The sequence below is a fragment of the Bradyrhizobium murdochi genome (genome assembly GCF_000472965.1).
In the GTDB taxonomy this organism is placed as follows: Bacteria; Pseudomonadota; Alphaproteobacteria; order Rhizobiales; family Xanthobacteraceae; genus Bradyrhizobium; species Bradyrhizobium murdochi.
Map to the genome: position 1 here is coordinate 246,916 of NZ_AXAU01000004.1, position 13,123 is coordinate 260,038.

The 13,123-nt window shown below is 63.5% G+C and carries 8 protein-coding genes; 7 read left to right on the forward strand and 1 reads right to left on the reverse strand.

Going from position 1 to position 13,123, the window contains the following annotated elements; all coding sequences use genetic code 11:
- Positions 1–1,024: 1,024 nt before the first annotated feature.
- From dnaA to recF, 4 genes are all read left to right on the forward strand, one after another.
- Positions 1,025–2,455, forward strand: coding sequence for a chromosomal replication initiator protein DnaA (dnaA, locus tag YUO_RS0113860; RefSeq protein WP_028347804.1), 1,431 nt, complete (start codon positions 1,025–1,027; stop codon positions 2,453–2,455).
- Positions 2,456–2,782: 327 nt separating this feature from the next.
- Positions 2,783–3,901: a DNA polymerase III subunit beta gene (dnaN, locus tag YUO_RS0113865; protein WP_028347805.1), complete on the forward strand. Its 1,119-nt coding sequence runs from the start codon at positions 2,783–2,785 to the stop codon at positions 3,899–3,901.
- Positions 3,902–3,942: 41 nt separating this feature from the next.
- Positions 3,943–4,389 carry an endonuclease domain-containing protein gene (locus YUO_RS44755; RefSeq protein WP_430649538.1) on the forward strand — a complete coding sequence of 149 codons (447 nt, stop codon included), beginning with the start codon at positions 3,943–3,945 and terminating at the stop codon, positions 4,387–4,389.
- 6 nt (positions 4,390–4,395) lie between these two features.
- Positions 4,396–5,532 (forward strand): DNA replication/repair protein RecF, encoded by a 1,137-nt coding sequence (gene recF, locus YUO_RS0113875; protein WP_028347806.1) that lies wholly within the window; start codon positions 4,396–4,398, stop codon positions 5,530–5,532.
- Between the two features lie 6 nt (positions 5,533–5,538).
- On the opposite strand, the gene YUO_RS0113880 is transcribed toward recF, so the two are convergent.
- A complete protein-coding gene (locus YUO_RS0113880) occupies positions 5,539–7,425 on the reverse strand; it encodes an acyltransferase family protein (protein WP_028347807.1) in 1,887 nt (628 codons plus the stop codon).
- 336 nt (positions 7,426–7,761) lie between these two features.
- Here YUO_RS0113880 and gyrB point away from each other — a divergent pair, with 336 nt between their 5' ends.
- The 3 genes from gyrB to YUO_RS0113895 all read left to right on the forward strand — a co-directional run bounded on the left by gyrB (position 7,762) and on the right by YUO_RS0113895 (position 13,102).
- Positions 7,762–10,197 carry a DNA topoisomerase (ATP-hydrolyzing) subunit B gene (gene gyrB, locus YUO_RS0113885; RefSeq protein WP_028347808.1) on the forward strand — a complete coding sequence of 812 codons (2,436 nt, stop codon included), beginning with the start codon at positions 7,762–7,764 and terminating at the stop codon, positions 10,195–10,197.
- Between the two features lie 14 nt (positions 10,198–10,211).
- A complete protein-coding gene (gene murA / locus YUO_RS0113890; RefSeq protein ID WP_028347809.1) occupies positions 10,212–11,510 on the forward strand; it encodes a UDP-N-acetylglucosamine 1-carboxyvinyltransferase in 1,299 nt (432 codons plus the stop codon).
- A gap of 179 nt (positions 11,511–11,689) precedes the next feature.
- Positions 11,690–13,102 carry an MATE family efflux transporter gene (locus YUO_RS0113895; RefSeq protein WP_028347810.1) on the forward strand — a complete coding sequence of 471 codons (1,413 nt, stop codon included), beginning with the start codon at positions 11,690–11,692 and terminating at the stop codon, positions 13,100–13,102.
- Positions 13,103–13,123: the final 21 nt, after the last annotated feature.

Genomic DNA, 13,123 nt, shown 5'->3' on the forward strand with positions numbered 1-13,123 from the left:
GACAACACCCGCCTCCTCTGCCGGCATCGCTCGCGCGAGTTACCCTGCGAAAACAATTCCGAAAAGCTTCGTCTCGCTAATCACTTATCCACATAGCGAGGACAAGCGTTTTGAAAATTGGTCCCGGTAACCAAGATTGTAACGGTTTCTTAAAAAATTTTGCGCGTGCGGCGAAAATTGTCACGCTCGTTCGCGCCGCGGGATTCTGTGCGCTGATTCAAAAACTTGGTGTGGAGTGTCGCATTTGCAGTGTTGCAACACAGCCGAAGAGTCACGCGACATCGTCGAATCACGGATTGTCAGAAATCACGCTTGGTGTATTTGTTACTCGTTCGCGACGCTCAAGGCTCTCCTGACCAGCGCGGTATGAGACCCAAGAGCGACGTGCAAATCGGCGGCGGTGTGCGCGTTAGCGACGCTTTCCAAGCGAAGCTGAGTTGGTAACTCATAGCAATATGAGGACGGTTGTTCTGTGTCTAAATTTCCCGGCGTGGCGCTCACGTTTGAAGCGCGCTCCGGACAAGGGGAATAAGATGCTTGCCGACCATGCAGCGATTGGGAACGCGGAGCTCGTGAACGTGTTGAAGACGACAGACTGAGGTACGCGGCGGACGCAGCGGTCGAACAAGCGGATGTTCGGTAGCAGCAGACTGGCTTTGAAACACTGGTGATGTGGTTACTCGTCGCGCGCTCTCGCGGCGAGAGGGGGAGGTACTATGCTTTACGGAATCAACGCGACATTCAGCACGCTTATTTCCATCGAGACCGCTTCAGAATTCCTGAACAACGTTTTTGGCCGTCCCCCTACGCGAGCTCCACACCGAGCGTCGAGTACCCGCTGACCTCGCGGCAGCCTTCCACTCCATCCAGCCTTTGATCTGTGCAACGGCGATTCCGCCGAACGTTAGATCTGTGTCTGGTGGTTGAAGCGCCGCGCCGAGGTCACGTCTGGCAGGAGACCTGCAAGGCTACCGCCAGCCGATTTCACAAGACACCATTACTCATTCAGAAAAGTTCTCAGGCAATGACAAATATGGAACAGGATCGCTGGTCGCGCGTGAAGGGGCGGTTGCGGACGAGTGTGGGCGAAGACGTCTACACGAGCTGGTTTGCGCGCATGGACCTCGAAGGCGTGCAGGACGAAAGCGTCCATCTGTCGGTGCCGACCCGCTTTCTCAAGAGCTGGATCCAGGCGCATTACGCCGATCGTGTCCTGACCTGCTGGCAGGCCGAGATGCCGGAAGTGCACCGGATCGACCTCACCGTGCGCACGGCGATGCGATCCGCCGCGCCCGTCAAGGAACCGACCGCGCCAGCCGATCAACGCCGTACCGAGCAGGCTAATGGCCGGCCCGCGCCTGAACTGCGCGCGACCGCCACTGCGCCGGTGTCCGCCAGCCATGATGCGCTCGGCGGCTCGCCGCTCGACCCGCGCCTGACCTTTGCAAGTTTTGTCATCGGCCGCTCGAATACCCTCGCCCATGCGGCGGCGCGCCAGGTTGCAGAAGGCCGCCGCGGCGATCCCGTGATGTTCAACCCGCTCTACATTCACGCCGGCGTCGGCCTCGGCAAAACCCATTTGCTGCAGGCCGTGACATGGGCCGGCAATTCGGGGAACGAGCGCAAGGTGCTCTATCTCACCGCCGAGAAATTCATGTACGGCTTTGTCGCTGCGCTGAAGACGCAGACGGCGCTGGCGTTCAAGGAGGCTCTGCGCGGCATCGACGTGCTCGTGATCGACGACCTGCAGTTCCTGCAGGGCAAGTCGACCCAGGCCGAGTTCTGCCACACGCTGAACGCGCTGATCGATGCCGGACGACAGGTGGTGATCGCCGCCGACCGCCCGCCGTCCGACCTCGAGAGCCTCGACGACCGCGTGCGCTCGCGGCTGGCCGGCGGTCTCGTTGTCGAGATGGGCTCGCTCGGCGAGGAGCTGCGGCTCGGCATCCTGAAATCGCGCGTGGCGGCGGCGCGCGCGCATCATGCGAGCTTCGATGTGCCCGAGGCAGTGCTGGATTATCTGGCGCGCACCATCACCCACAACGGCCGCGACCTCGAAGGCGCCATCAACCGCCTGCTCGCCCATTCCAAGCTCAACGCCCAGCCGGTGACGCTGGAAATGGCCGAGCGCGAAGTGCGCGACCTGATCCGTCCGCAGGAACCGAAGCGGATCAAGATCGAGGACATCCAGCGGGTTGTCGCCCGGCAGTACAATGTCAGCCGTTCGGATCTCTTGTCGTCGCGGCGGACCGCGAACGTGGTTCGCCCACGCCAGGTGGCGATGTATCTGGCAAAGACGCTGACACTGCGCTCGCTGCCCGAGATCGGCCGACGGTTCGGCGGTCGCGACCACACCACGGTGCTGCACGCCGTACGCAAGATAGAGGCACTGGTGGCCCGGGATATCGCGCTGTCCGAAGAGGTCGAGTCTCTGAAGCGGCAATTGCAGGAATAATGCTCTAAGGGAACAGGATCTAGCTCCTCCCCAGCCTCTCCCGCCCTGATCAAATCGAAGTCGGATTTATCCGACTTCGATAATTATGATGCCCAACTCGGGTAAACCCGAGTTGGGGGGCGGGAGAATTTTCTTCTGCCGCCATTTTTCGCCGCAAAAGTGGGGGAACGGCGGCCTGCTCCCTTGCACCGGCGCCCCATCCGCGCCACCTTGCGGTCCCCCCGGGGGTTTGATCAAATCCGGTCGTGATCCGGCTTTTCGGGTTTCCAATGCCGCGGCGCTGCCTTGACGGGCCGCCCGGCTTTTCCATCTCTGGCGGATATTGCAATGAAGGTCACCGTCGAACGCGCGCAACTGCTGAAATCGCTGGGTCACGTCCATCGCGTGGTCGAGCGCCGCAATACCATCCCGATCCTCGGCAATGTGCTGGTCCGCGCCGAAAACGCCAGGCTGTCGCTGAAGGCGACGGACCTCGATCTCGAGGTGACCGAAACGCTGGCGGCGGAGACCGGAACCGCCGGCTCCACCACCGTGCCGGCGCATATGTTCTATGACATCGTCCGCAAACTGCCCGACGGCGCGCAGATCGTGCTGGAGGCCGACGGCGACCGCTCGGTAATGGCCATCCGCGCCGGCCGCTCGCGCTTCACCCTGCAGACCCTGCCCGAAAGCGATTTCCCCGATCTCGCCGCCGGCGACATGACGCATTCGTTCTCGCTCACGGCTGCCGACGTCAAGCGCCTGATCGACCGTACGCAGTTTGCGATCTCGACCGAAGAGACCCGCTATTACCTCAACGGCATCTACCTGCACACGGCCGGCAGCGCCAAGGCCACGACGCTGCGCGGGGTTGCGACTGACGGCCATCGGCTGGCGCAGATCGATCTGGCGCTGCCCTCCGGCGCCACCGGCATGCCCGGCGTGATCGTGCCGCGCAAGACGGTGGGCGAGGTGCTGCGGCTGATCGAGGACAATGAAGCCGAAGTCAAAATCGAACTGTCGCAGGGCAAAATCCGCTTCACCCTCGGCAATGTCGTGCTGACCTCAAAGCTGATCGATGGAACCTTCCCGGATTATGGCCGCGTCATCCCGCAGAACAACGACAAGGAACTGATCGTCGACAAGAAGGATTTCGAGGCGGCGGTAGATCGCGTCTCGACAATTTCGAGCGAGCGCGGCCGTGCCGTGAAGCTGGCGCTGTCCGTCGGCAAACTCGTGCTGTCGGTGACCAATCCGGATTCCGGCAGCGCCACCGAAGAGCTCGAAGTCGAATACGCCTCCGACGCGCTCGATATCGGCTTCAACTCGCGCTACCTGCTCGACATCGCCGCTCAGATCGAAGGCGAAGTCGCCGTCCTCCGCCTCGCCGACCCCGGCTCGCCGACCCTGGTGCAGGATAAGGACAACAAGGGCGCACTCTACGTGCTGATGCCGATGCGGGTGTGACTGCGCCTCGTGAAACGGACACCGACCTTCCCTCTCCCCTTGTGGGAGAGGGTGGCGCCGAACAAAGTTCGGCGACGGGTGAGGGGTTCGCGCCGCATACACCAAGCCATAGGTCTGTTGCCAAGCGCATCCGCAGCTTCGCCAAGAAGATGCGTCATGAGCCCACCGATGCGGAATTAGCTATTTGGCGACTGCTTCGCGACCGGCGCCTCGCACGCTTCAAATTTCGACGGCAAGTTCCGTTCGGAAACTATATTCTCGATTTTGTTTGTTTCGAGAAGCGGCTGGTCATCGAAGTCGATGGAAGTCAGCACGTATCATCGACGCGTGACGAAGCGAGGGAAGCGGTGTTGATCGCTGAAGGATTTCGAATTGCGCGCTACTGGAACAATGACGTGCTGCAACACCCCTCTGCCGTGCTGGAGGACTCACTTCATGAGGCGCCACCCTCTCCCACAAGGGGAGAGGGTAAGAAAGGCCGACGCTAACTCGCCATGACCCCCTCCCGCATCCACCGCCTGTCACTCACGCACTTCCGCAATTATCGCGCGGCGAGCGTGCAGGTGCGCGGCGATATGGTGGTGCTGGTGGGGCCGAACGGCGCCGGCAAGACCAATTGCCTGGAGGCGATCTCGTTTCTGTCGCCGGGACGCGGCCTGCGGCGCGCGACGCTGGAGGATGTCGCCGACAATCAGGGCGACGGCTCCTGGGCGGTGTCGGCCGAGGTCGAGGGCGCGCTGGGCTTGGCTACGCTTGGCACCGGCATCGATGCGCCGGCCGCGGACGGCGGCTCCAGCCGGCGCTGCCGGATCGATCGCGAGCCGGTGGGTTCGGCAGCCGCGTTCGGCGATCATTTGCGCATGGTGTGGCTGACGCCGGCGATGGACGGCCTGTTCCTTGGCGCTGCCTCGGAGCGGCGGCGCTTCTTCGACCGCCTGGTACTGGCGATCGACAGCGAGCATTCCAGCCGCGTTTCCGCGCTGGAGCGTTCGCTGCGCTCGCGCAACCGCCTGCTCGAAGTGCGCAATTATGACGATCATTGGTGTGACGCGATCGAGCGCGAAACTGCCGAGCTGGCGGTCGCGGTTGCCGCCACGCGCGGCCAGACGGTGACGAAACTGGCGGCGATGCTGCGCGAACGCGGCGCAGCTTCGGCCTTTCCGTCGGCGCAGATCATGCTCGACGGCTGGATGGAGAATGCGCTGGTCAATGAATCCGCAACCGCCGTGGAGGACCGCTACCGCGATATCCTGCGCGCCAGCCGCGCCCGTGACGCCGCCGCTGGCCGCACGCTGGACGGTCCCCATCTCACGGACTTGCAGGTGATCTATGCACCAAAAAACATGCCGGCCCGCGACGCCTCCACCGGCGAGCAGAAGGCGCTGCTGATCGGGCTGGTGCTGGCCCATGCCACGCTGGTCGCCGAGATGACCGGGATCGTGCCGCTGCTGCTGCTCGACGAAGTCGTCGCGCATCTTGATCCCGTCAGGCGCAAGGCACTGTTCGATGAACTAGCAAAGCTCGGCGCGCAGGTCTGGATGACCGGCGCCGATCCGGCAGCGTTCGTCGACATCGGAGCGACCGGCGAGATTTTTGACGTCGAGTCTGGCCAGGTGAGCCGCCGCGCCTAGAACTCTTCAACGCCCATTACGACCTGACGCCTCGCTGCCGAGCAAGCGGTCGATGATCGATGCGATCAGGAATACCGACGCCTTTTCGGTCAGGTGGACCTGATCGCTCGCGGTCAAATCGCCGACCGCATCGCCAATGCGCGTCAGGCAACCCTGTGCGTTGCAAAGGACGTCCGACGCCGAGATGAATTCTGCTCCGAGCGGCTCGAGCCTGGCGCGCATGATGGCATCGTAGGCGGTGGGCGGGATGCCGTTGGGCGAACGCTGCGGGATCAGCGTGCGATGGAGCATGAAGTATCGGAGCACTTCGGACGGAAGCCCGCGCCGCCACATCGGCACCCCACCGAGAACAACGACGCGGGCATTTGTCTCCTTCTTCAGCGCGGCCACCGTCTCGGCCACGTTGTCGAGATGTTTTTCCCAGGTTCCGTGCAGCAATATGACGTCGGGCTTGATCTGCCGAACGAGCGACAAGACCTTGTCGTTCATCGCCCGGCAATTGGGCATGCTCGCGATGTCGGCATTCAGCGCCGGAATGCAGGAACTGGAGGTGAGCTGCGCAATGCCGAAGTCTCGCTTCTCCTGCGCTTTGCGCAGGCCCGGTAACAACGCGCCGGCGGTCGAATCGCCCCATATCAGAAGCAGCGGACGCCGATCGCGCTCGACGCAGGTGTCGGCAAACGTCATTTCGCGGCTGAGATCAAGTAGGCATTCGCGAAACCGCCACTTGAAGCTCTCGGTCGTCACATTGGCCATCGCGCGGATTTCCGGCGGCAGGCGGAAGTCGAAGCCGCGCCCCCAGACGAGCGTGCCGCCTGCGACCGCGATCATCGCCATGCCCGCCCCAAGCCCGAACATTTTGCGTCGGCTTGGGACGCCGAACCGGATCGGCATCTCGACAAACCGGTAAGTTGCCCAGGCCAGCAGCGCGCTCGCAAGCAATATCAATTCGCGTTCCGGCAAGGTCAGCGGACCGAATTTGATCATCCCGCCGAACACCAATAGTGGCCAGTGCCAGAGATAAAGCGGGTAGCTGATCAGCCCGATCCATACCATTGGCGGGCTCGCAAGCAAGGCGCGGTTCACCCAGGCCGCAGGCGATGACAGCAGAAGTGCGGTGCCTGCAACCGGCAGCACCGCCCACCAGCCCGGAAAGGCGCGATGGCTGTCGAGGATCACGGCTGCCGTCGCGATCAGCGCCACGCCGATCCAGGCGCGCCAATCACTCGCTTTGACGCTGTGGCTGACCCTGTTCCAGCCGTACGCCAGCGCCGCCCCGGTGAGCAATTCGAAGGCGCGCGTAAGCGGCAGATAGAAGGTCGCAACGGGATACGAGCCGATCAGCGCGACGTTGAGCAGGAAAGACCCGATGCCGAGCACCACGGCCATCGCCATGATGCTCATTCGCAGCCGGGCTGCGAGCATCAGCAGCAACGGCCAGAACAGATAAAACTGCTCCTCGATGCCGAGCGACCACAGGTGCAGCAGCGGCTTCTTGGCGGATTCGACGTCGAAATACCCGGACTGCAGCAACAGCGCGATATTGGCCAAAAACGCCACGCTGGCGAAACTGTCGCTGCCGAGCTGCGCGAAGGCTGAGGGCAGCATCCAGAACCAGCCCAGTACCAATGTCGCAGAGAGCACCACGATCAGCGCCGGGAAGATGCGCCGGATCCGCCGGTTGTAGAATTCGATCAGACTGAAGCGACCGAATTCCAGTTCGCGCGCGATGATTCCCGTGATCAGAAAGCCCGAGATCACGAAGAACACGTCGACGCCGATGAAGCCGCCCGGCATGGCGTCCGGGAATGCATGGAAATTCAGGACCAGCATCACGGCGATGGCCCGGAGGCCGTCGACATCCGGCCGATATTTTGGTGAAGGCGAGGTCAATTGGAGGGCTAACCCGGGATCGCTGTGGACGGCGGACGACGACTACAAGCTGCCGCGCCGCCTTCTCTAGCAGGTCCGCAGCAGACTGCCATTTCCGCGTCGCGCGGCGTCCAAAAATCCGGCGATCGAGAGCGCAGAATCTGTCCCCGAATCGCGCTTTTCGGGGCCTTCAGAATCGGCCCTTGGAGACCTTGAAAAAGGGCAAAAAACCACCATTTATTCAACAACTTGCGTACAGAGAGATTGCGCTAGGCGCGGTGCCTGTTTCATGGCACAAATAGACCAATCAGCGCCTCATATTGCGCAGCTGATTCGGGACACCCTCGAAGGCCTCACATGACAGAACCTGCCCGGCGGACCCCTGCCGACACTGAGCATCCCATTCCCGTTGAGTATGGTGCGGAATCGATCCGGGTGTTGAAGGGCCTCGATGCCGTTCGCAAGCGGCCGGGCATGTATATCGGCGACACCGATGACGGTTCCGGCCTGCACCACATGGTCTACGAGGTCGTCGACAACGCGATCGACGAGGCGCTCGCGGGCCATGCCACGCGCGTCGACGTGATCCTTAACGCGGACAATTCCGTGACCGTGCGCGACGACGGCCGCGGCATTCCCGTCGACATCCACAAGGGTGAAGGCATCTCCGCCGCCGAGGTCATCATGACCCAGCTCCACGCCGGCGGTAAGTTCGACCAGAACTCCTACAAGGTATCGGGCGGCCTGCACGGCGTCGGCGTCTCCGTCGTCAACGCGCTGTCGAGCTCGCTGAAGCTCAGGGTCTGGCGCGACGACAAGGAGCATTTCGTCGAGTTCGCCCACGGCGACGCGCTGGCACCTTTGAAGGTGGTCGGCGAGGCCGAAGGCAAGCGCGGCACCGAGGTCACCTTCCTCGCCTCGGGCGAGACCTTCAAGAACATCGAGTATGATTTCGCGACGCTGGAGCACAGGCTGCGCGAGCTCGCGTTCCTCAATTCCGGCGTTCACATCATCCTCTCCGACATGCGTCACGCGGTCGAGAAGCGCGAGGAGATGCGCTACGACGGCGGCGTCGAGGAGTTCGTCAAATATCTCGACCGCAACAAGAAGGCGATCGTCCCCGCCCCGATCATGGTGCGGTCGGAATCCAATGGCATCGGCGTCGAGGCGGCGCTGTGGTGGAACGACAGCTACCATGAGAACGTGCTGTGCTTCACCAACAACATCCCGCAGCGTGACGGTGGCACCCATCTCGCCGGTTTCCGCGGCGCGCTGACACGCCAGGTCAACGGCTATGCCGACGCCAACGCGAAGAAAGAAAAAATCGCGCTGACCGGCGACGATTGCCGTGAAGGCCTCACCGCCGTGCTGTCGGTGAAGGTGCCGGACCCGAAGTTTTCATCGCAAACCAAGGACAAGCTGGTGTCCTCGGAAGTGCGTCCGGTGGTCGAGAACGTCATCAATGAGGCGCTGGCGGCGTGGTTCGAGGAGCACCCGGCCGAGGCCAAGGTCATCGTCGGCAAGGTGATCCAGGCGGCGGCCGCGCGCGAAGCCGCCCGCAAAGCGCGCGAACTGACGCGCAAGAGTCCGCTCAGCGTCTCCTCGCTGCCCGGCAAGCTCGCCGACTGCCAGGAGAAGGATCCGGCCAAGTCCGAACTGTTCATCGTCGAGGGCGACTCGGCCGGCGGCAGCGCCAAGCAGGGCCGCAACCGCGAATTCCAGGCGGTGCTGCCGCTGCGCGGCAAGATCCTCAATGTCGAGCGCGTCCGCACCGACAAGATGCTGTCGAGCGAGCAGATCGGCACGCTGATCACCGCGCTCGGCACCGGCATCAGCGACGACTTCTCCGCCGACAAGCTGCGCTATCACAAGATCATCGTGATGACGGACGCCGACGTCGACGGCGCCCATATCCGCACGCTGCTCTTGACCTTCTTCTACCGGCAGATGCGCGAATTGATCGACCGCGGCCACCTCTATATCGCGCAGCCGCCGCTCTACAAGGTGACGCGCGGCAAATCCGAGCAATACCTGAAGGACGAGCGCGCGCTGGAAGATTACCTGATCGCGACCGGCCTCGATGACTGCGTCTTCAAGCCGGCGTCGGGTTCGGAACGCGGCGGGCGCGACCTGCTGTCGCTGGTGGAGGACGCGCGCGTCATCCGCGGCATCCTGAACAATCTGCACAGCCGCTATAACCGCAAGGTGGTCGAGCAAGCCGCGATCGCGGGCGTGCTCAACCCGAGGATCACCGGCGACATCGCCACCGCCAATGCCGCCGCCGGTTACATCGCCAAGCGTCTCGATGCGCTGGCCGACGAGGTCGAGCGCGGCTGGACCGGCCGTTTCACCGAAGGTGAAGGCTTCTTCTTCGAGCGCACGATCCGCGGCGTCAAGGATGTCGCCATCATCGACGACGCCCTGCTCGGCTCCGCCGACGCCCGCAAACTCGACGACTACGCCGCCAAACTTCAGGAGGCCTATCCGAAGCCCGGCATATTGCGCCGCAGGGATGCCGAGACCGCCATCCACGGCCCGGTCAGCCTGTTCGAGGCGGTGACCGACGCCGGCCGCAAGGGCGTCGCGTTGCAACGTTATAAAGGCCTCGGCGAGATGAATCCTGAGCAACTCTGGGAAACCACGCTCGATACGAACGAACGTTCGCTGCTGCAGGTGAAGATCAAGGAGGTCGACGAGGCCGACGACATCTTCACCAAGCTGATGGGTGACGTCGTCGAACCGCGCCGCGAATTCATCCAGGATAATTCGCTCAGCGCCAATGTCGACGTGTGAGGCAGGACGCGCCTATGCCGCCCATTCAGTATATCGTTGAAGGCGGCCACCGGCTGGCGGGAACAATCGAGCCATCCGGCAACAAGAATTCTGCGCTGCCGATTATCGCGGCCGCCCTGCTCACCGAGCATCCGGTCACGCTGGAAAACGTGCCGCGGATCCGCGACACCGAGACGCTGGTCGAATTGATCCGCTCGGTCGGCGCTTCCGCCGAGTGGCAGGCGCGCAATACGCTTGCGATCCACGCCAAGGAGGTCCGCGCCGCCGATCTCGATCCTGAGCTATGCGCGCGGATCCGCGCCTCGATCCTGCTGGCCGGGCCGCTATTGGCCCGCTGCGGCGAGGTGGCGCTGCCGCCGCCCGGCGGCGACGTCATCGGACGCCGTCGTCTCGATACGCATTTCCTCGCCTTCGAGCAGTTAGGCGCCACCGTCACCGCCACCCACCGGCTGGAATTCCGCGCCTCCCGCCTCGAGGGTGCCGACGTCTTTCTCGACGAGCCGAGCGTTACGGCCACCGAGAACGCGCTGGTCGCGGCGGTCGCCGCTCGTGGCACCACATTCTTGCGCAACGCGGCCTCCGAGCCGCATGTGCAGGATCTCGCGCATTTCCTGGTCGCGCTCGGCGCCAAGATCGAGGGCATTGGCACTAACACCATCATCGTGCACGGCCCGGCGACGCTTGGCGGCGCAAGCTATTCGATCCAGCCCGACCATATCGAGGTCGGCTCGCTGATCGGACTTGCCGCAGTGACGCGCTCACCGCTGCGCATCGCCAAGGCCGGCGTCGAGCATCTGCGCTCCATCCGGATGGGATTTGAACGGCTCGGCATCGTCTGCGGCGTCGAGGGCGACGATCTCGTGGTGCCCTCGGGCCAGACCATGAAGATCCATGACGATTTCGGCGGCCATGTGCCGAAGCTCGAGGACCAGCCGTGGCCGGCCTTCCCGGCCGACCTGATGTCGATTGCGATCGTGACCGCGACGCAATGCGACGGCGTCATCCTGATGTTCGAGAAAATGTTCGAGTCGCGAATGTTCTTCGTCGACAAGCTGATCTCGATGGGCGCCCGTATCGTGCTGTGCGACCCGCATCGCGCGATCGTGGCCGGCCCGAGCCGGCTGCGCGGCGCGCCGATGACCTCGCCCGACATCCGCGCCGGCATGGCGATGCTGCTGGCGGCGGTCGCCGCCGAAGGCACCTCAACGATCAACAACGCCGACCAGATCGAGCGCGGCTATGAGCGCATCGAGCAGCGGCTCAATGCGTTGGGCGCGCGAATCACCCGAGTTCCGGCACGCGACGGCCACTAGAGCCTTTTCGGTTCTGATTAAATCAGAACCGGGCTCTAGATTCTTGTTTTGACGCGTTTTCTTGACGCGAACCGGTGTCCGCCCCGGATCAAGTCCGAGGCAAGCTTTCGCTGGAGAACGCTCCGGGCCGCGAACGCCGCCGTCACTTTTTCGACCTTCGCCGGTGCTAGTCTGTTGCAATGACCTCGCTCGATAAAGTTGAAAGCGCAGCGATTGCGCCGCCCGCCTCTGCAGCCGTGCCCGGCCGTCATCTCGCGATTGAGCTTGCCGAGACGCTAAAACTCGCGGTGCCGATCGCGCTGACCCAACTCGGGCAGATCGCGATGATGACGACCGACATTGCCCTGATCGGTCGGCTCGGCAGCGAGGCCATGGCTGCGGCCGCGCTGGCGCATACCGTGTTCTTTGTCAGCTTCACCTTCGGCATGGGGCTGGTGTCTGCCGTAGCACCCTTGGCGGCGCAGGCATTTGGCGCACGCAATCCGCATTTGATCCGGCGGTCGCTCCGCGTTGGCATGTGGGCTGCGTTCCTGATGTCGCTGCCGATGATGGCGCTGTCGTTCTACGGCGAGCCGATCCTGTTGATGCTCGGCCAGGCGCCGACGGCTGCGCGCCTTGCGCAGGAATATCTGCTCGGCCTGACCTGGAGCGTCCTGCCCGCGCTGTGGTTCATGGCAATTCGCGGCTTCATGAGCGCGGTCAATCGGCCCGAGCCGATCCTGTGGATCACGCTCGCTGCGATCCCGGCCAATGCGCTACTGGTCTATCTCTTGCTGTATGGCGCCTTCGGCCTGCCGCAGCTTGGCCTGTTCGGCGCGGGATTGGCGACCTCGATCGTCAATCTCGGCACGTTCTTGGCGGGCGTGTGGTTTGCCGCACGCCGCCGCCCATTTCGCAAATTTCACATACTCGGACATTTCTGGCGCGTCGACTGGAAGCTGATGCGGCAGCTCGTTGTGATCGGTGCGCCGATCTCGCTCTCCTTCCTGCTCGAATACGGCCTGTTCGGCGCTGCGGGCTTGCTAATGGGCATCATCAGCACCACCGCGCTGGCGGCGCATCAGATCGCGCTGCAGGTCGCGGCCATCCTGTTCATGGTGCCGTTCGGCATCGGCATGGCCGCCACCGTGCGGGTGGGACACGCCGTCGGCCGCGGCGACGCCGGCGCGGTACGGCGGGCCGGCTACGTCGCAACCTGGCTCGGCATCGTACTGGCGGCGATTCTGACGCTCGCGGTGGTGATCAGCCGCTTTGGCATTGCGGAGATCTTTCTCGGCGAGAACACCGACGCGACAGCCGAACTTTCGGCAACGCTGCTGCTGGTCGGATCGACCTTCTTCATCGCCGACGCCATCCAGACGATTGCCGCCGGCTCGCTGCGCGGCATGAACGACACGCGCGTGCCGCTATTGTTCGCGATCCTCAGCTACTGGCTGATCGGGTTCGCCTTCGCCTGCTGGCTTGGCTTCTGGACCTCGCTGGGCGCCGTCGGCGTGTGGGGCGGGCTCTCGGTCGGGACCGCTGTATACGCTACGCTTCTGCTCTTCCGCTTCCGGCTACTGGCGAGCAAGCCGCGGCGATGGCGGGCCTGACCGCGAGCGCCAATTGCGTCT